The organism is Thermoflexus sp. (genome assembly GCF_042408815.1).
GTDB lineage: Bacteria > Chloroflexota > Anaerolineae > Thermoflexales > Thermoflexaceae > Thermoflexus.
In genome coordinates this window covers 131,075-150,833 of the sequence record NZ_JBHOQR010000002.1, presented here as the reverse complement: position 1 = coordinate 150,833, position 19,759 = coordinate 131,075, and the positions used below count along the sequence as shown (strand labels likewise).

Annotated in this window: 14 protein-coding genes and 1 riboswitch; of the genes, 8 read left to right on the top strand and 6 right to left on the bottom strand. The window is 62.5% G+C overall.

The features are described from left to right. The first annotated feature begins 46 nt into the window (after nucleotides 1-46). Complete coding sequence (locus tag ACFMO3_RS00815) at nucleotides 47-1,291, top strand: MgtC/SapB family protein (protein WP_376788531.1); 1,245 nt, start codon at nucleotides 47-49, stop codon at nucleotides 1,289-1,291. Between the two features lie 119 nt (nucleotides 1,292-1,410). On the opposite strand, the gene thiD is transcribed toward ACFMO3_RS00815, so the two are convergent. Both thiD and thiE read right to left on the bottom strand, forming a co-directional pair. Continuing rightward, entirely contained in the window at nucleotides 1,411-2,175 is a 765-nt protein-coding gene (gene thiD, locus ACFMO3_RS00810) for a bifunctional hydroxymethylpyrimidine kinase/phosphomethylpyrimidine kinase (RefSeq protein WP_376788730.1), read from the bottom strand. Further along, a complete protein-coding gene (thiE, locus tag ACFMO3_RS00805) occupies nucleotides 2,072-2,962 on the bottom strand; it encodes a thiamine phosphate synthase (RefSeq protein WP_376788530.1) in 891 nt (296 codons plus the stop codon). The genes thiD and thiE overlap by 104 nt, the downstream gene beginning before the upstream one ends. 73 nt (nucleotides 2,963-3,035) lie before the next feature. Beyond that, a riboswitch (TPP riboswitch) is annotated at nucleotides 3,036-3,142 on the bottom strand. Nucleotides 3,143-3,559: 417 nt separating this feature from the next. Here thiE and ACFMO3_RS00800 point away from each other — a divergent pair. The 3 genes from ACFMO3_RS00800 to ACFMO3_RS00790 all read left to right on the top strand — a co-directional run bounded on the left by ACFMO3_RS00800 (nucleotide 3,560) and on the right by ACFMO3_RS00790 (nucleotide 6,201). Continuing rightward, a complete protein-coding gene (locus ACFMO3_RS00800) occupies nucleotides 3,560-4,402 on the top strand; it encodes a DUF5666 domain-containing protein (RefSeq protein ID WP_376788529.1) in 843 nt (280 codons plus the stop codon). 127 nt (nucleotides 4,403-4,529) lie between these two features. Next, nucleotides 4,530-5,108, top strand: coding sequence for a sigma-70 family RNA polymerase sigma factor (locus tag ACFMO3_RS00795; RefSeq protein ID WP_376788528.1), 579 nt, complete (start codon nucleotides 4,530-4,532; stop codon nucleotides 5,106-5,108). Further along, complete coding sequence (locus ACFMO3_RS00790) at nucleotides 5,095-6,201, top strand: DUF5666 domain-containing protein (protein ID WP_376788527.1); 1,107 nt, start codon at nucleotides 5,095-5,097, stop codon at nucleotides 6,199-6,201. The genes ACFMO3_RS00795 and ACFMO3_RS00790 overlap by 14 nt, the downstream gene beginning before the upstream one ends. 335 nt (nucleotides 6,202-6,536) lie before the next feature. Here the strand turns inward: ACFMO3_RS00790 and ACFMO3_RS00785 are convergent, their stop codons facing one another. The 4 genes from ACFMO3_RS00785 to ACFMO3_RS00770 all read right to left on the bottom strand — a co-directional run bounded on the left by ACFMO3_RS00785 (nucleotide 6,537) and on the right by ACFMO3_RS00770 (nucleotide 14,300). After that, a complete protein-coding gene (locus ACFMO3_RS00785; protein WP_376788526.1) occupies nucleotides 6,537-8,279 on the bottom strand; it encodes an ATP-dependent DNA ligase in 1,743 nt (580 codons plus the stop codon). Nucleotides 8,280-8,758: 479 nt separating this feature from the next. Further along, on the bottom strand, nucleotides 8,759-12,283 hold the full coding sequence (locus ACFMO3_RS00780; protein WP_376788525.1) for an O-antigen ligase family protein: 3,525 nt from the start codon (nucleotides 12,281-12,283) through the stop codon (nucleotides 8,759-8,761). Then, nucleotides 12,268-13,239, bottom strand: a complete 972-nt coding sequence (locus ACFMO3_RS00775) for an NAD-dependent epimerase/dehydratase family protein (RefSeq protein WP_376788524.1) — start codon at nucleotides 13,237-13,239, stop codon at nucleotides 12,268-12,270. The genes ACFMO3_RS00780 and ACFMO3_RS00775 overlap by 16 nt, the downstream gene beginning before the upstream one ends. A gap of 11 nt (nucleotides 13,240-13,250) precedes the next feature. Beyond that, the gene (locus ACFMO3_RS00770) at nucleotides 13,251-14,300 is read right to left on the bottom strand and encodes a PHP domain-containing protein (protein ID WP_376788523.1); all 1,050 of its coding nucleotides are present in this window, start codon (nucleotides 14,298-14,300) and stop codon (nucleotides 13,251-13,253) included. Between the two features lie 262 nt (nucleotides 14,301-14,562). On the opposite strand from ACFMO3_RS00770, the gene ACFMO3_RS00765 reads away from it, so the two are divergent. From ACFMO3_RS00765 to ACFMO3_RS00750, 4 genes are all read left to right on the top strand, one after another. Beyond that, nucleotides 14,563-15,333 (top strand): slipin family protein, encoded by a 771-nt coding sequence (locus ACFMO3_RS00765; protein WP_376788522.1) that lies wholly within the window; start codon nucleotides 14,563-14,565, stop codon nucleotides 15,331-15,333. Between the two features lie 166 nt (nucleotides 15,334-15,499). Continuing rightward, entirely contained in the window at nucleotides 15,500-16,942 is a 1,443-nt protein-coding gene (locus ACFMO3_RS00760; protein WP_376788521.1) for a cation diffusion facilitator family transporter, read from the top strand. Then, the gene (locus tag ACFMO3_RS00755) at nucleotides 16,908-17,579 is read left to right on the top strand and encodes a cupin domain-containing protein (protein ID WP_376788520.1); all 672 of its coding nucleotides are present in this window, start codon (nucleotides 16,908-16,910) and stop codon (nucleotides 17,577-17,579) included. Before ACFMO3_RS00760 ends, ACFMO3_RS00755 begins: the two co-directional genes overlap by 35 nt. Continuing rightward, entirely contained in the window at nucleotides 17,576-19,747 is a 2,172-nt protein-coding gene (locus ACFMO3_RS00750) for an HD family phosphohydrolase (RefSeq protein WP_376788519.1), read from the top strand. Before ACFMO3_RS00755 ends, ACFMO3_RS00750 begins: the two co-directional genes overlap by 4 nt. Nucleotides 19,748-19,759: the final 12 nt, after the last annotated feature.

The following is a 19,759-nucleotide window of genomic DNA, read 5'->3' as shown; positions in this document are numbered from 1 at the left end:
GCTCCCTTCGGTGCGGGAGATTTTCTCGCAGATCGAGATACGGCAAATGGGGGATCTTCGAGGATACATTGAACCGATCGGGATCTCGCTGGGAATTGGGTTGCTGATCGGGTTGGAGCGGGAATGGGCGCATAAGGACGTGGGGTTGCGCACTTTCGCCCTGGCGGCGCTGGCGGGGTGCCTGGCCTGGCTGATCCATCCCGTCGCCGCTTTCCTGGTCCTGGCCGCGGCGATCGCCCTGGTGAGCATCCTCAATATCCGCAGCATGCTGGTGGACCGCTCCTTGGAGATGACGACTTCGGTGGCCCTGCTGGTGACGCTGCTCCTGGGTATCGTGGTCGCAAAGGGGTATTTCCTGGCAGCGGCGGCTACCGCCGTGTTGGTGACGATGCTCCTGGCCTGGAAGGCGGAGCTGGTCCGCTTTACCGTAGGGCTCTCCCTGGAGGAGTTGCGCTCCATTGTGCTGTTCGGGGTGCTGACGCTGGTGATTTATCCCCTCCTGCCGGAGGGCTTGCCCCCCACCGTGGATCCCATGGGCCTGGTCAACCTGCGGGCAGCGTGGCTGGTGGTAGTGATCCTTTCGGCGATCGGCCTGGTGAACTATGCGCTGCTGCGGCTTTACGGCGCCCGGGGGATCCATTTCACCGGGATCCTCGGTGGACTGGTGAACAGCACGGCAACGGTTTCGGAGCTGGCCCGACGGTGTCGAGGACAAGAGGAGAAAGCGATGGACCTGGCCCTGGAGGGGATGCTGCTGGCCAACATCGCCATGATGGCCCGAAACGGCCTGATCCTGGGAATCTTCGCGCCGGCCGCGCTGCTCCACGGCTGGCTGGCGGTGGGGCTGATGGCCGGCCTCACAGGGCTGATGGTCCTTCGGATCCTCCGGCAGAACGCGTCTTCGGCCGCGCCAGCGATCCGCCTGGCTTTCCCCTTCTCGCTGCGCCATAGCTTGCTCTTCGGGACGTTTTATCTGGTGATCCGGGCGGCCGTGGTGCTGGCGGATCGATTCCTGGGGCCAAGCGGATTTGTGGTGGCGACGTTTCTGGGCGGGCTGGTGAGCAGCGCCTCGACAGCGGCGGCGGCGGCGACCCTGGCCGCGCAGGGGCAGATTTCGATGGAGGCGGCAGGGCTTGGTGTGGTGTTGGCTTCCATGGCCAGCCTGCTCTTCCACGTGCCGATGGCCCGGCTGGGTGGGTTGCGGGGCCCCTGGTTGCGCCGCCTGGGATGGGCTTCCATCCTCACTGCCCTGGTGGGGATCCTCGGCCTGGCCGTCGAAGGATGGAGCTGAAACGATCAGAGGCTTCTAGGGCCGCGGGGCATGGAAGGTGTTCCCCACGGCCCCAGAAGGAGGAGCGAATATTCCCTCTTCCGAAGTGGGAGCCCAGCGGCGGAAGTCCTGCTCGCCTTCTACCCGAGATAAGCCCGGGCTTTCAGCAGGGCGAAGTGATCCATCGGCCCATACGCGCCCCGGCCGAGTTTAAAGGCCCGGGAGGCCTGGAGGATCGCGGTTAGATAGTCTTTCGCCTGGCGTATGGCCTCCAGGGGCGGGAGACCCTTGGCCAGCCCCGCTGCGATGGCCGAGGCAAAGGTGCACCCCGTCCCATGGGTGTTCACGGTGTCCACCCGTGGGGCGTCCAGTTCATAGAAATCCCGTCCATCGAACGCGATGTCCACGCTATGATCATCTCCTTCCAGGTGGCCGCCCTTCACCACCACCCAGCGCGGCCCCATCCCGTGGATAATCCGCGCCGCCTCTCGCATATCTTCCCGGCTTCGTAGATCCCGCCTCACTAGCGCGCGCGCCTCATGGAGGTTGGGGGTGACCACCATCGCCAGGGGGAAGAGGTGACGGATCAGCGCGTCCTGGGCCTCCGGGCGAAGGAGGGGATCCCCACTCTTGGCCCGCATGACTGGATCGACGACCAGACGCTCCACGCGGTATTCCCGCATTTTCCCAGCGACCACCTCGATGATGGCGGCATTCGCTAGCATCCCCGTTTTCACCGCGTCGGCGCCGATGTCGCCCAGCACCGAGTCGATCTGGGCCGCCACGAACTCAGGGGGGAGTTCAAAAACTGCCTGGACTCCCTGGGTGTTCTGGGCGGTGAGGGCTGTGAGTACGCTCATGCCATAAACGCCCAGCGCGCCAAAGGTCTTCAGATCCGCCTGGATACCTGCCCCCCCGCCAGAATCCGATCCGGCGATCGTTAGGGCACGAGGGAGAGGGGTCATCGCCATCCTCCTGATCTGAGGATTGCAGAACTCGGCGAGAGCTGGGCCCTGATCCCGCCTCCATCCGTTCAGCGCCAGAGGGGGAGCGCTTCTCCCGCTCGGCCAGCGCCGCATCCACCGCCCGTCGCAGGGCGCGCGCGGCGGCTTCCGGATCGGGCGCCTGAGTGATAGCGGAGATCACAGCGACCCCGGCAGCTCCCATACGGATGCACGCGGCGGCGTTCTCCGGGGTCACTCCGCCGATAGCTACCACCGGAAGCCGTGTGGAGCGGGCGACGGCGGCCAGCCCCTCCAATCCGATGAGAACGGGGTTCGCCTTGGAAGCCGTGGGGAAGATGGAGCCCGATCCCAGATAATCGGCACCGGCGGCCTCCGCCGCCTGAGCCTGCGCCGGGGTGCGGGCGGAGACCCCGATGAGGGCCTGAGGACCCAGAAGGCGCCGCGCCACCTCAGGGGGGAAATCCTCTTGGCCCAGGTGGACCCCGTCGGCATGGAGCGCCATGGCAGCATCGACGCGATCATTGATGAGGAAGGGGACTCCATACCCTTGGCAAAGCGCCCGCAGGGCTTCCCCCAGCCGGAGCATCTCCCGCAGCGGCCCGGATTTCCAGCGTAACTGCATGGCCGTGATTCCCCCCTTAAGGGCCGCTTCCGCGATCTCCAGCGGCGATCGCCTGAAGGTGAGCGCCGGGTCCAGAACAAGATAAACGCGCAGGTCCAACGCCATCCCATGAGCTCCTTCAGGGGCGATCTTCTATAGGGGAGGGAGAGAGGGACGCGAGGAGCAAGCCCGTGGCGACCGTCCCTCCGCCGGCATGACCCGGATCAGGTTCCATGGGTCGGCGCCGGGGCCGGCCTCCGGCCGGCAGGGCGCCCTCTCAGCCCGCTTCCCCGCGGACTCCCCACGTCGCCCCGAAGTTCTGCGGTTACTGTAACGTGAAAGAAGAGGCCTGTCAAATTCGACGCTCGCTATAGGCCAGGGCAGCCCGGATGTCTTCAAAGGACATCCCTTTCTCTCTTCCTTTCACGAGCACGGATAGGCCCTTTCGGTGCTTTTGCAAAGGTGTGGTGAGCGGTGCCCTTCCCTCATCGGACAGGGTTACCCTGGGGCACGAGCATCCGGGAGATTAGGCGCTGGGGCCTGAAGGCACAGCACCGCCAGTGTCAGACGCCGCAGCCTTCTCCGTGCTGAACCGATGGCTGGGGCGTGGCCCTGGCCTTCTCTATTAGGAAATTTCAGCCCATCCCCCCGTAACCTTTTCCTGGTGATCTCCGACATGATAGGCGAGCCCAGGTTCAGCATCCCAAAGACGGAGGTGGTCCCATGAAAAGGGGCATCGGTTTCGGAGTCTTCCTGCTGGCGTGGATCGGGCTGATGTTAACCGCCTGCACGACCCCTCCAGCGTCCGGGGAAGGAACCACCATGCACTGGGAGGGAACCGTGGAAGCGATCTTCCCGGATGGCCTGCAGGTGTCCGGCCGGCTGGTCCGCTGGACGGGCCAGACGCAGATCGTGGGGAACCTTCAGATAGGATCCCGGGTGGAGGTGGAGGGGATCCCGGTGGATGGAGCCTGGAACGCCACCACGATCCGGGTTCGATCCTCGAGCGGATCGGTGACCGGAACGGCGGGAGGGACCATGGTCTCTCCGCTGCCCACCCCTATCCCTCAAATTGAATTCAAGGGGGTGGTGGAGGCGGTTTTGCCCAACGGTTATCGGATTGCGGGGCGAACTGTGGTTGTGACCGCGACCACCCGTATAGAGGGTCCTATTGGGGTGGGGGTTTGGGTGGAGGTGAAGGGGGTGTTGCAATCGGATGGAACGATCCTGGCGTTCCAGATCCATGGGGAGGAGGAGAAGCTGCAGGAAGTGGAGTTCAAGGGGGTGGTGGAGGAGATCCTTCCCGATGGCTATCGCATCGCTGGTCGGACTGTTCGGGTTGATGGGAATACCCGAATCGATGGCCCTATCACCCTCGGCGCCTGGGTGGAGGTGAAGGGGGTTCTTCAGGGCGATGGCTCCATCCGGGCCCTTCGAATTCAACTCGAAGATCGATCCGAGAAGGATTCTGGAAAGCGGGATGAAGGGAAGAAAGGTGATGATGGTGGGAAGCAGGACGAGGATCATCACAAAGATCATCCCGAAGGGGATGATTCCGATGGATGATTCGTGAAGAACGGGAGGGCATGGGGTTGGGCAGGCCGCCCAGATATCCTGCCCAATCCCCTTTAAAATGAGGACCTGTGGGAGTGGCATTCTATCGCCCGAACGGATACGATGGGATCCATCGACGGTGGAAACTTTCCTGGAGCAATCAAGAACGGTGATAGACGAGCAGGCCCTGCTGGCCCGTGCACGGTCCCTGGACCCGGATGCCTTGTCTGAGCTGCACGAGCGGTATTACCGGATGCTGTATTTCTACGTGCTCGGACGGGTGGGGGAGCAGGCGGTTGCAGAGGATGTGACCGCGGAGGTCTTCCTGCGCCTTCTCGAAGCCTTCCACCGGGGACGGGGGCCGGATCGCCATCTGGCGGCTTGGCTGTTCCGGACCGCGGATCATCTGGTGGCCGAACATCACCGCGCCCGTTACCGGCATCCCGAGGTCCCGCTGGAGGAGGATTGGGGCCGCTCAAAGGTCGCGGAGGAAGGGGAGGATGTGGTGGTGCGGGAACAAGTCCGGGAGGCTCTGAAACATCTGACCCCGGACCAGCGGGCGGTGATCCTGATGCGTTTCTGGATGGATCTCCCGCTGTCCCGGATTGCCCAGGAGCTGGGGAAAAGTGTGGGAGCTGTGAAATTGCTTCAGCATCGGGCCCTGGTGGCCCTCGCGAAACGATTAAAGGATCTCCGGAATGACTATGGCGAAGCGTGAGGATGTCCTGGAAGAAGCATTGGAGCGGCTGCGGGAAGGGGCTACGCTGGAGGAAGTAACGGCTCGCTATCCAGAAGCGGCCCCGGTTTTGCGCGTCGCCCGGATGATCGAGGCCATACGTCCCCCTGCGCCGTCCTTGCGGGCGGAGCTGGCCTCCCGGGCCGCTTTCCTCCAGCGTGCGGAAGCCCTGCGGTCCTCCCGCCGCCCATGGGCCGCGGTTCTGTTCGGATGGGGACGATATGCGCCAGCGGGGGCTGCGATCGCAGTCGCGCTTCTTATCATCGGCATCCTCCATGCCATGGCCCAGGGCAGCCTGCCGGGAGATCCCCTCTATGGGATCAAGCGTATGGAAGAGCAGATCTGGCTTGCCCTGACCCTGGATCCGGTAGAGCGGCGTCTGGTGGAGGAGACGCTGGCGGCTCGCCGCTGGGAGGAATATCGGAGGCTCACTCAACAGCGGGGCACTGGAACGGTGACCTGGGAGGGTCAGATCGAAGCCATCGAAGGGACCACCTGGCGCATCGGAAGTGTGCCAGTGAAGATCTTCCCCGAAACCGAAATTCTGGGGCCTGTAGCTCTGGATCAGAGGGCGAGGGTGACAGCCTTCCTGGGGCCGGAAGGGCAGCTGATCGCCATGCGCATCCAGGTGGTCTCCGAAACCCCCACGCCGACGCCCGAGCCGACCGGGACGCCTGCGGAGACCTGGATGGAGGCCTCCTCCACACCGGTTCCCACGCGGATCCTTCGGCCGACACCCACACCTTTGCCAACGGCAACGCCGGTTCCGATCGCCTCGCCCTTGCCGCCGGCGACGGTAGCTCCCACGCCTGCTCTAACGAAGACGCCCAAGCCAACCCGGACTCCAGAACCCAAGCCAACCCGGACTCCAGAAGAAGAAGGGGAAACGATCGAGTGGAAGGGGGTGCTCCAGGCGATCTCGGGATCCATCTGGATCATCGATGGACGCGCTGTGCAGGTGACTGGGGATACAGAGATCCGGGAGGATCCTCACGTGGGCGATCGTGTGGAGGTCCGGGCACGACGTCAATCGGATGGCACCTTGATCGCCGTGCGGATTAAGCGGGAAGATTAAATCCGATGAAGATCCCTCCGCGGGTGAGGTTGGCCTCCGGCCCAGGCAATGGGCTAACGATACGTTTGTAAACGCCGCCCATGCGCCCGCTGGGCCAGCTCCTGGACCTGACGCAGGATCTCCGTTTTATCCAGCGTAAACAGCCGGCGTCCTTCGTCGATCCACGGAAGAGGACCATGGTGGCGTGGGTGTTGATAAGGCCAGGCATGGCGACCAAGCCCTTTCCCGGAATGAGCCGGGCTGCGGAAGCGGGATCGAACCGATCCGTGGGCTGAGCCACGGCGATGTGGGAGCCTTGGATTAAGATGTCCTGCCCGGCCTGCCCTACAATCCCCTTATCCAGCGAGCTGCACCCGCTTCTGCATCTGGAACATCGAGAGGATCTCTTTTACGGTGGTGGCGTCTTCCGGCCCCTTATCCTCGCGGATCCATCCCACGACCCGGGGGAAGCGAAGGGCATAGCCGGGTTCCTCATTGGTCTTCCCGCATGTATGAACCGGCGAGCGGGTGATCTCATCAGCCAGGACGGTCACCACATATCGGGGCTCCACCCACACATCAGGCTCGAGGACGGATTCCACCCGGGCGGGCCGGTGTTCCGTCCGGATCTGATCCAGCAGCTCCCGGATCCGCACCCATTCTTCCTCGGTCAGGCCGCTGCCGATCTTGGCCACTGTCTTAAAGGTATCTGAGTCGGGATCATAGACGGCGCCCAGGAGTGCACCAATTCCGAACTTCGCTCGCATGCCGCGGCCCCGAAAATAGCCCACGATGACGACATCGATGGTGTCGCTCAGCTCGCCTTTATAGGAGCGCTTCAGCTTGATCCAGTGGAAACCGCGCGCGCCGGCCTGATAGGGGGCGTCCAGGCGTTTGGCCACGATACCCTCCATGCCGCGCTCGATCGCCTCATCGAAGAACTGCTGGATCACGCGGGGGTCATCGGTGACGATCCGATCGACGAGGCGGATGCGGCCATCTGGCCGGATCAGGCGGGATAGTGCCTCAAAGCGGGCGGCGTAAGGCTGTGGGGTGTAATCCTGGCCATCGGCATAGAGGAGATCGAAGGCGAAGAGGACCAGGGGATATTCTCGCATCATCTCCTCGACGCCATGTTTGCGCTTCCGCTGGACGGTGACCTGAAAGGGGTAGATCTCGCCGGTCTCCTCGTTGACCGCCACGGCTTCTCCCTCCAGGATGGCTTCCCGGGCGTCGATCTGTTGGCGGACCGCCTCAATGAGCTCCGGGAACATGGGGGTGGTGCGCTCCAGATTACGGGAGAAAATCTCCACTTGGTCGTCAGCCTTGTGGATCTGGCAGCGGAAGCCGTCCAGCTTGACCTCGATTGCGCATCGGCCCAGCTTTTCCACGATTTCCTGGGCGCTGGGGAGGCGCTCCGCCAGGGCCGGTCGGATAGGGTTCCCCACCCGAATGCGAAACGCGCGGATCCCTTCGATGCCCCGCTCGAAGAGGGTCCGGGCCACCAGTCCCAGATCCGAGCACAGGTTATATGCGCGCTCCAGGTCCGGCCGCAGGCTCCGATCGCCGGCCACGGCTTTGGAAAGGGCGTCCAGGATGGTGGGATCCCCCACCCCGAGCCGCAGGCGCCCCAGGACGAAGCGGGCGATGTAGCGGGCTTCCTTTGGAGAGGATTGCCGGAAAAGATCGGCGAGCATCTGGATTTTGCGTTCAACGCTTCCCTCGCCGGTCGTTTCGGCGATCCGCAGGAGAGCCTCATAGACATCCTGCACGCTCATCCCGGCCGGGTGGGTTTTCCGTTGTTGAAGCAATTCTTCCACGACCAGGCCGGGATCGCCACGTTCTTTGTTCATCCGGGCGACTTCCGCCTCGCTGGCTCCAGTGGCGCGGGCGATTGCCCGGAGGATCAATTTTTCGGCCATGCCGATCTCGATCCCGCGGAAAGGCGGGAGCAGCTGTTCCTGGCAGAAGTAAACGACCTTGTCGATCTCCTCCCGATCACATGCCTGGAACAGTTCGCTGAGGATATCGAACATCTCCAGGCGTTTCGTGGTCGCTTCGAGCCGCTCGAAGTAATCCACCAGCTGGGCGAATCGCATCGATCGCTCCTCTACGAGAGGATAGGTCCTGGGTCCGCTTGGAGCCGGGGTGACGGCCCTAGCCTCCGCGCATCTTGGGGAAGGACCATTCCGTCATTCCAGACTCCGAACTTTCGTCATCCCAAAATATATTATAGGGATTCAGCGAGGGATGGATCCGGCTGATCCACCATCCGGGGCGCAATCCCAATGGGCTCGCCACGATCCCCCATTGCTTCGCATAGACATGAACGGCATAACGGCATAAGGTGTGGGATGGGCTCTCGAGGGAGTTCTTTAATCCATGGGGCGGAGGGCGGGATGGCTTTCGGGTATCCTTTTTATTTTCCGCGAGGGAGCGGTACGGGAAGGGAAGCTCTGCTCCGAAGGTTGTCTTCGCATAGACATGCATAGAGACATTTTGTCGATTAACTGACGGACCTATGCTCATTTGGCCTTCGCACCCCTAGCCTGGCTGGCTGCCACATCCCACCCCCGCGCTATGGATGGACTGAAAGACCTAGCTGAGTGAAAAGCGCCTGAAGCCCCGGCTGCTCACTGGACGGCGCCCGACGCCAGGCCTGCGCGGCCGCTGCTTCTGCTTCCGACTTCTGCCCCATCATCGCCAGCGTAACCGCCAGCTCCCGATAAAACAGCCAGACATCCGGATTCTCACCCACCATCTGAATTGCTTGACGGAACGTCGCCACGGCCCCCTCGAAGTCCCCCATACCTCGCAACGCATAGCCTCGACGTAAAGCGGCGGTTAGCGCTCCCGGATTCGCCACCAGCGCCTGGCCATACGCCTCCGCCGCCTCCCGATACAAGGCCAGAGCCTGAGTCCGATCCAGCGCACAATCGGCATGGCTCAGAAAGAAATCACCCACAGACTGCCAGATCTCCGAGCGCGAGCCTATCAGCGCCTGAAGGCGCGCCCACGAGACCCGAGCCTCCTCCGATCGCCCCAACTGATCCTGCAAATAAGCCAGGGCTGCCCATCCCACGGCATGAGCCGGTTGAAGCTCCACCAGACGGCGATAGAAAACCTCCGCCTGCTCCAGAGCCCTTCGCTTCGCCACCGAATCCGCCACCTCCTCGGAACGCACCATCAGGAGATCCCCATAGAGCTGATACGTCTGATCGAACTGATCATCCAGCTCCAGAGAGCGTTGCAACTTACGCTCTGCCGATTCCAGATCATTGCGCTGATAAAGATCCACACTGGCCCATTCATTCCACAGTCCCGCATTATTAGGACTCAAACGGACAGCCTCCTCATAATAGCGACCCGCCAGATCCACATGGCGCACAAACTCAGGGGACATCTTCGTGAGATCGATGCGCGTCCGACAATAACGGGGGTCCAGCAACAGATCCGCCCAGCGTCGGTGCATCCGAGCCAGATTCGCCGTATGATCCGTATTCAGTGGGTTCAGCCACCGCGCCTGCTCCAGCACAGCCCGGGTAATCTCCAGCAGATCTCCCCGGGGAAGGACCACCAGACGCTCCAGGATGAGATTTCGAAAAGCCACTTCAAATGAAACCCCATCCAGCAGTTGCCGCGGGCTGGAATCCGACGCCTGAGCTGCCTTCTCCAGAAGAGCCCGACCCAACCATAGGTAATAGAAGTCCTCCCGGGGCGCATACTCAATCGCCCGCCGATACAGCAAAATGGCCACCTCCCACTGACCCTGCCTGTCCCATGGATCCCCCTGCTTATAAACCGCATCCGCCCGGATCGGATCCAGATGCACATTCCAAATCAATAGAGCAGCCGCCAGAAAAGCCGGCGGCGCCACCAACAGACCCGGCCCTGCCTCCCCTTCCGCTACCGGCCCTTCCCAGGAGATCAGAACCACCAGCAGCACGAGCAAAACAAAAAGGAAAAGAACCAGAAAATCCAACAATCCTGCCACTCCCTCCGCCAGCCGCAGCACATCGTCCACCGTCTGGGGAACACGGGCAATCAGACCCGCCAGAATCCCCGCATGAGCCAGCGTATAAATCAGCCACCCGCCCCCTGCAATCGCCACATACAGGCCCAGAGCCGGAAAAACCATACGCTCGGGAACCCAATCCCGCCGAACCCCCTCCGCCAGAACCAGAACAGCCCCCAGACCCCCCACCATCCCAAACATCAGCAAGATGAAGGGCGAAAACCGGTTTCCCTGCAGCGGCAATCGGGTCAAACTGGTCGCAATCAGAGACCACATATCCAGGCGCTGCCCCTGATTGGTCACAAACTCATAAGAGAGCAAAGAGAGCATTAGCGCCATCAGCAAACCCGAAGCCGCCACCCAAGACCACCATGGGCGAACCGACGCTGGAGCCTCACGAACCTCCCGACGGCCCCGACCCTTCCCCCTGCGGGATGATAGACCGGCCAGAGCTACCCCTGCCCGCATCGGAACCGGATCGGAAAGCCATCCCTCGCCCAGCACAACCAACATCGCCGCAAAAGCCCAGAACCATGTCCGAGTCGAGGCAATCGCAATCCCAAAGTTGATCTCAATATAATGAGCAAGAATGCCCCCAAGGAGAGCGATCAGAAGAAAGCGATGGGGATGTTCAATCGGCGGCTCGCCGGAAGCCCGTAGAGTCGCAAAAACGAGATAGATCAGAAGACCCAGAACCGTCCCGGCCGGAACCGCCACGCCCAGAAAATGCGGACCGAACCGGAGAGCGAAAGCCAGCCCGACCCCAAGTGCTCCAGCCACCCACAAACCCAACAGCAGATTCCAGTCTCGCAGCCCACGGATCAGATTCAGACTGCGCAACCCATAGGCGAAAAGAGCGAAGAACAGCCACTGATAAACCAGGAATCCCAGCAAACCCGTATTCACCAAGGCATCGAACGTCTCATTGTGAGAACGATCCGGAGAGGCATTGCGCGCCTCATAGTGGGCCAGCTCAGGAGGATAAAATCGATTGTAAGCCACATACATCGATTCCGGCCCATAGCCAATGAATGGCCGGATCAGATTGAAAGGATCAGGGTGACCATCCGGGAATTGAATTGGGTCGTGAGGGAGAACCAGCCGGAGCGCACCCTGCCAGATCAGCACTCGAACCTTCCCGGTTCCGGTCTCCGTCTCAAAGATATGCCCCAGCCGGCCGATATAGGGAGACTGCCGAAGGAACTCCAATGGCCCACCTGGGATATTTAGCAGAACCAAAAGAACTAAACCGACTGCTGAAAGCCCCAGCACCGCGAACAGGCCCCGTCGATGGCGCCGGATCACCAGCCATAGCACTCCGAACAGAAACAGACCTCCCATCAATCCCAGCCATGGCCCCCGACTGAAACTGAAATAGATCGTAGCCAGCTGGACCGCCGCGATGAAGACGTAAACTGCTCCCCGAACCACATCGCTATTGCGCGGCGGCTCTGTTGTCAAAATGGAATGAAAGGCTTCCGCCAGACGCCCCATGGTCAGCATGAAGGCCATGATCAGATAGGCTGCCACAAAGATCGCATTGCCCATATGGGAGGCCACCCGACTGGTGACATCGCCACCCCATGGCAGGGGATCCAGCCGATAGCGCTGGATCAGCCCATAGATCGCCACCGGAAGGCTAGTCAGGACCATCGCGGTCGACAGCCGCTCGAACTGCACCCGGGTTCGCAAACCGGACAGCAGGCTGAAGAAGATCACCAGATAAGCCAGCCAGCTATACGTTCCCTGCAACCGCTGATAGGAGCCGAAGAAACTGGTATAGGGGGTGATGGAAAACAGGGTGGCCAGGAGATAAACCCCTGCCGAAGCCAGCGCCGGCATCACCAGCGGAGCATGCCTGGAGAACCCCACAGCCTGCACCAAGGGAACCCGCCGACCCCAGGCTTCCACCAGCTTGACCAGCCAGGCCGCCGCCATCAGAAGGGCCAGGGAGCGAACCAGCGTCAACTTATCCGGCTCAAAGACCCGACTGGTGTAGATATTGAAAAACATGGGGGCGATGACCACCGCCATCAGCCACCCCGCTTCCAGAACCCGATCGCACCAGACACTCAAACGCGTCGGCATGTCCGCCACCATTCCCAGGTTCGCTGAAGACCATCGTCCAGGGTAACACGGGCCTCGAAACCCAGCAAGACACGAGCCTTTGAGACATCAGGAACTCGACGGGGAACCTCCTCAAAGTCCGGGCCATAGACCTCAGAGAAGGGCAGAAAACGGATCGGCGCCCGAGAGCCTGAAATCAACCGGATCCTCTCGGCCAGCGCAAGGATGGAGATCTCCTCGGGATGCCCGATGTTGAAAATCTGGCCGAAGGCGACAGGCAACCACCCAGCCCGCAACGTTCCTTCCACCGCATCCTCCACGTAAATGAACGAACGGGTCTGCCGCCCATCTCCATAAACCGTCAACGGCTCTCCCCGAAGGGCCTGATCCATCAAACGAGCGATCACATAGCCGTAACCATGGGGATCCGCCCGCGGGCCGTAGACGTTAAAATAGCGAACCACACTGACCCGAAGGCCCCGACGTGCCCAGGCCATCGCCAGGTGCTCATCCAGCAGCTTGCTCGCCGCATACGCCCAGCGCGCAACCGTCGGCGGGCCCAGTTGCAGGTCATCCGCCTCCCCAGCCGGCCAGCGCACCCCCTTCCCGTAAACCTCCGAGGAGGAAGCCATGCAAACCGAAATCCCGCGCTCGGCACACGCCTCCAAAACTCGCTCCGTTCCCTCCACGTTGACCCGGATCGCCCGCAGGGGATCTGCCAGCACCCGGGGGACTCCCACCACCGCCGCCAGATGGAAGACAATCTCCACCTTCTCCAGAGCCGCCTGGAGCACAGCTCGATCCCGCACATCCCCAACAATCACCCGGAGGCCCGGATGGTCGCGCACACCATCCAGGTTCTCCAATCGACCGCCACTGAGATCATCCAGAACCGTGACCGAATATCCCTCCGCCAGCAAGCGCTCCACCAGATGCGAACCAATGAAACCTGCCCCGCCCGTCACCAGCGCCCGCATCGGTCCTTTCCTCAAATCACCCGAATGGGATTGGTCAGAATCCAGAGATGACCCCCGCGATACCCCTCAATCCGATAAATCCCCGGTTCCTCCGTGAGATGACGCAGTCCCCGCCCGCGGGCCCGAGCCACCACTCCCTTCCCAAAACGGATCAGCCGGAACTCCCCGGGAGCCGGGGCAACAGCCTCGAATTGAACAGCCCCCGCCCGACGCAGGGTTTCCCCCATGGTCGCCCGCCGGTGACCGCTACGGGCCTCAAATCGAAAACCCCGCGAGGACCCCAATAGATCATTGGCCACCCAGACACGGCCTGCCTGCAACGCATCGCGGATCACCAACCAGTCCACCTCGGGATGGCGATGGAGAGGACGATCCACCAGGATATGGGTGTTCACTGCACGGAACAACCATTCGTAGGGGAAAAGCACGCGCCGCCACGGCCCCAGGGTGTAGGCATGCCCGTGCGCATCCGCCCCGCCGATGGCCACCGCCGGGACCTCCGAGAGCCATAACTGCTCCCACCAGCGGATCGCCTCGGGGAACGGACCCCGGAGAAAACGCTGAGGGAAGAAGGCATAATACAAGGCGTGGAGAGGAGTCCTCAGACGGGCCTTGAACTCGCTCATCGTGTTCCAGATCTCCAGGCCTGTAAACCCCACCACCGTTCGATCCACCCAGGGGAGAGCCGGCTCCCCCAGCCAATCCTGTAGCCAGCGCGGCACACACTCCACCGGATGAGCCAGGAAGACCAGCGCTCCCTGCTCTCGGGCTGCATCGATGAGCGCCTGAGGAGAAGCCGCCTCCATAGCCATCTCCCGCCCGGCCCCCAGGATGAGGGCATGATTTGCCTGGGGCTGCCGGAATGGGTCATGGACCTCTTCGCCCACCAGCAGCAGGACCCGATCATAGTAGCCCTGCACTCCTCCAACCCACACGTTATGATCCGTCACCCCCACCACATCCAGGCCGGCCCGGACCGCAGCAGCCACGACATCCCGATGAAAGCCAACCCCATCCGAGAAGCGCGTATGGCTATGCAGATTACACACCAGCTCGATCATGGACTCTCCACCGTGGAGAATAGGGATTGGACGTTCAGAGCCATAGAGGCTGGGAAACAACCCGGCCCAAAGCGCTCTTAGTTTAAATTAAAAGGGAAAAGGAAACCATGTGGAGCGAATCCTCCGAGCCATCGGCCATGATGATCCTACCCATGTTCGCCCTGGCCAGTTGGGTTACAATGAGAGTGGAAACCAATGGATGGACCACCGCCGGAATAGGGGATCAATCCTTTACCTGCTGAGGCGAAAGGAGAATGCTCCGATGGAATGGATCGTGTGGGGCGTCCCTGTTGTTGTAGCCATCCTGGTCCTGCTTTCGTCGGCCATCCGGATCCTGCCGGAGTGGGAGCGGGGTGTGGTATTACGGCTGGGCCGATATCACGCCACTAAGGGCCCCGGCCTTTTCCTTATCATCCCGATGATCGATCGGGTGATCCGAGTCAACCTGCGGCTGATGACCTTTGATGTGCCCCCCCAGGAGGCCATCACGCGAGATAACGTCACAGTGAAGGTGAACGCCGTTGTCTTCTACCGGGTGATCGATCCGGCCAAGGCCATCACGCAGGTGGAGGACTTCAAAGCGGCAACATGGAATCTGGCCCAGACCACCCTCCGCAGCGTTCTGGGCCAATCGGAGCTGGACGAACTGCTCGCCCATCGGGACAAGGTCAATGCGCACCTGCGACAGATCCTGGATGAAGCCACAGACTCGTGGGGGATCAAGGTGGCGATGGTGGAGGTGAAGGACGTGGAGCTGCCGCAGGGAATGCAACGGGCGATGGCCCGACAAGCGGAGGCAGAGCGGGAGAAGCGGGCCAAAATCATCCATGCGGAGGGCGAATACCAAGCGGCGAAGACCCTGGTGGAGGCCGCCCGCATGATCGCCTCCGAACCCGCCGCCCTTCAGCTGCGCTACTTGCAAACGCTGACCGAGATCTCGATGGAGAAGAATTCTACGATCATCTTCCCGGTGCCTGTGGACACGCTTCAGGTCTTCCTGGGCAACATGCATCGACCTGCCTCCGGATCCTGACCCAGAGACTCCATGCCAGCCCGGTCCCTAAATCCCCGAGGAGGCGAGAGCGGGGCAGGCTATCTCGCCCTACGTATCGTCCCGCAAAACCTGCCCGCAGGAATGATCGCCCACGGGATGGGCACGCCGGAGACTCATAGCTCCCTCACCCAAAGGGAAACAGGGGATGTATCAGCGCCAGGTACAGCGAGTGCTATGGATGGTCCTAGGGGCCAATCTCGCCGTGGCCCTGATCAAGCTCCTCGTCGGCCTGAAGGCAGGAGCGCTGAGCGCGCTGGCCGACGCATTCCATAGTGGGCTGGACGCCTCGGCCAACGTCATTGGGCTGGTGGGAATCGCCCTTGCCTCCCGGCCGCCAGATCGTAACCATCCCTACGGCCATCGCAAGTATGAGGCCATCGCCGCCCTCATCCTGGGGATCTTCCTGCTGATGGCCTCCCTGGAGGTCATCCGGGGGGTGATCGAACGGCTGCTCCTGGGCGGGCAACCGAAGGCGAGCGGGCCGCTGTTCCTGCTGATGCTGCTCACCCTGCCGATGAATCTCGCGATCTCCCGTTATGAGGCCCGCCAGGGGGAACGGTTGCACAGCAACATTCTAATGGCCGATGCCCTCCACACCCGCACCGATATCTTCGTCACTCTATCCGTCCTGGCCAGCCTGGCCGCCGCCCACCTGGGGCTCCCATGGCTGGATCCGGTGGTGGCACTGGGTGTGGTGGCCGTGATCCTCTCCGCTGGCCTGCGGATCCTTCGATCCACCGCCCTGGTGCTCACCGATAGTGCCGCCGTGGATCCGGCCGAGGTCGAACGCGTAGCCCTGTCGGTGCCCGGGGTACACGCCATTCACCGGGTGCGCAGCCGGGGAACGCCTGATGAGACCTACGTGGATCTTCACCTCAAGGTGGATCCAGCCATGAGCACCGAGCAGGCCCACGCCATCGCCACGGAAGTTGAAGAGCGATTGAAAGCGGAGATCCCTGGCGTGGTGGATGCTGTGGTCCATATCGAGCCTGGTCATCTGCCTCCTTCTTCGGAGTGGGAAGCCATGAGCATCCGCGTTCGAAACCTGGCCGATAGGCTCGGGCTGGGTGTGCATGAGCTCCACGGGGTCCAGACGCCGGAAGGCTATCACATCGGCCTCCACGTGGAGGTCGATGAAACACTATCCGTAGAGGAGGCGCATGCCCGGGTTACGGAGCTGGAACGAAGGGTCCGGGAACATTTCCCGCAGATCCTCACGGTGACCACTCACATGGAGCCCCGAGCCCATGGGCCACGGGCGGCCGGCCGGGAGGCCCCGGAGGACCTGGCGATCGCCGCCCGGGAGGCGGTCGAGCGGATCTTCGGCCCCGGATCATGCCAGGAGGTCCGCCTCTATCCCCACGAAGCGGGCTACGATGCGGCGCTGATCTGCCAAGTAGCCGGTCAGACGCCCCTGGAGGAAGCCCATCGACAAGCGGAGGCTGTGGAGCAGGAACTGCGACAACGCTATCCTCAGCTTCAACATATCATTGTCCATGTAGAGCCGACAGAGATGTGCCCTAACACACTTCTGGCAAGCGGAGCAGACAAGAATGATCTTTCGGGCCTCGATCCCGGAAATCCGTGAGAATCTGGCGCAACCATTTCAGGTTTACCCGATCGCCCGGTTTGGAGCAGTTCACGTTTACGTCTATCGCTCCTTTGGCGAGGTCACCTGGCATCGCCATCCGGAGTTCGATGAGGTGTTTCTGGTCTACGAGGGGCTGGTCACTTTCTGGGCGGATCGCCAGGAGGCGACCCTGAAGCCTGATGAGCTGATCTGGATCCCCCGGGGGATGGCTCATCGCTCCGGATCGCGGGTGCCCTCCCTGGTATTATTGTTTCGAAAGGATGTGATGCCCCAGCGCCGGAACGGTGACTTTCGGATCAGTGAACCCGCAGCAGGCTCTCTGAGTCCCATTCGCATTCATGATCACCTCCGAGCCTATCCGGATTTCACGCCCGCTCTGCTGCTGGAAGCTGATGCCATCCGCTACCAGGGGATCCGAGGGAGCGGATCCTCCCCGGAGTGGGAAACTCAGGGGCCGACGTTCGTGCTGCTGCTGCGGGGGGAAATCGCCATGGAGGCCCACCGGCCGGAGTGGCCGGAGCCCGCCCGCGGGATCCTGGGCCCCGGCGAGCTAGCCGTTCTCCCCCCTGGCACCCGCTGGCGCTGGGAAAGCCAAGAGCGCTCCGTGCTGCTCTGGGTGGAGGATCGGGAATGAGCGAGACCATCGACCCCCCCACCGGAAATGCCAGGAGGGTGATCCCGCTTCAGGCCGAGGGGCACCTTTCCAACACGCCCATCCATCCCACACGGTTTCACGTCATCCGGACCATCCCATGGCGTCGGGTCCTGTGGACGATCGGCTGGGTCAGCTGGTCACTGACCCTGGGGATACTGATAATCGTTCTGGTGGCCTGGCCGATCGACGATGGGGCTAGCCAGGCATGGCAGATCGGACAGGCCGCCCCACAGACGATCTTCGCGCCCTATGAACTCCACTATCCCAGCGCCATCCTGACCGAGCGGGCTCGCGAGGCAGCGGCGGCCCAGGTCGCCCCCATCTACACCAGCCCGGATTCTCGCATCGCCCGGCAGCAGGTGGAGAAGCTCCGCCAGATCTTGGAGGCGATCGGGCAGCTTCGGGAGGAAACCCTTCCGCTGGAGGAAAAGGCCCGCCGACTGGAGCCGATGGTCCGAGAGCACAGCCTCTCCCCGGCACAGCGCCTTCGTTTGCTAACCGCGGATTCCTCCCGATGGGAGCTGATCACCAGCGAGGCCCTGAGGCTGCTGGATCAAATCATGCGGGAACCCATTCGAGAGGATGAAATCTCCGCCATGCTCCGGGAGCTCCCCCGTCAGGTCACCGCTCGCCTAACCGAGGAGGAGGCCAGCCTGGTGGTCCGCCTGGTGACCCCTTTGATCGTCCCAAACAGCGTGCTGGATGCGGAGGCGACGGAGGCTGCCCGCCGGCGGGCCCGGGAGGCTGTGCCGCTCCAGATCCGGCACATCCGCGCCGGCGAGGCCATCATCCGCCAGGGGGATATCCTGGACGCACTGACACTGGAGGCCCTTCAGCAATACGGTCTGATCGCCCCGGCGACCCCCAGGCATCTTCCCATCGCCCGGGGCACCATCGCAGGGCTCGGGGTGATCGGGCTCCTGATAGTCCTCCATCGTCTGGTCCCAGAGGTTCAGGAGCGCCCGCGACGCATGCTGGCCCTGCTGGGGCTCTTTTCGCTCTTCACGCTGAGCGCGCGCTTGGTCACCGTTTTCGCGCCGGAATGGATCTGGGCTTTCCCCACCGCTGCGCTGGGCATGCTGATGGCCGCCGGCCTGGGCACAGTGCCGGCGCTGCTGCTCAGCGCGATCTGGTCGCTGTGGTTCGGATGGATCGCTGACCGAACGCCCGCCTTCTTCGCCGCTTCCCTCCTGGCCAATTGGTTGACCATCCTGATGCTCCACCGGCTGGAGCGCTTTCAGACCCTGTTGGCGGCCGGATGGGGCGCCGGCACAGTCACCGGACTGATCGGCATCGCTGCCACCGTAGAGAGCGGATCGCTTTCCCTGCTGGGCATGCTGATCACCGGGGGAATGGGATTGCTGGCGGGGGCCCTGTCGGTGACGATCACCCTGATCGGGTTCATCATGCTGGGCACCCTCTTCGATGTCACCACGCCCCTTCACCTGTTGGAACTGGCCCGCCCGACCCATCCTCTCCTGCAGCAGCTGATGCTGCGAGCTCCGGGAACCTATCACCATACCCTGATGGTCGCCAACCTGGCGGAACAGGCAGCCCTACGGATCGGCGCGGATCCCCTTCTGGCTCGGGTGGGAGCCCTGTATCACGACATCGGGAAAATGGTGCGTCCCTATTTGTTCGTGGAGAATCAGACGAACGGAGATAACCCTCACGAGCAGATGGATCCCTATGCCAGCGCGCAGGCGATCCTGCGCCATGTAGAAGACGGCCTGGCCCTGGCCCGACGCCACCGCCTGCCCCGCCGGGTCCGGGCTTTCATCCAGGAGCACCATGGGACGCTGTGTGTGACGATTCCTTATCATCGCGCTGTTCAGGAAGCCGGGGATCCGGAGAAAGTCGATCGAGCGGCCTTCTGCTACCGAGGGCCACGGCCCCGGAGCAAGGAAACGGCTATTGTAATGCTCGCCGATGGCTGCGAGGCCGCGATTCGGGCGGCACGGCCGAAGGACCCCCGGGAGCTGGCCCAGATCCTGGAGCGAGTGTTCCAGGAACGCATTCAATCGGGCCAATTGGATGAAGCGCCGCTGACCATGCAGGATCTTCAGGGAATCCGCGAGGGGTTTCTGCAGGTCTTCCAGGGAATGTTCCATCCCCGCCTGATGTATCCGGAGACTTCCTCTCATTGAAGCGTTGAAGGA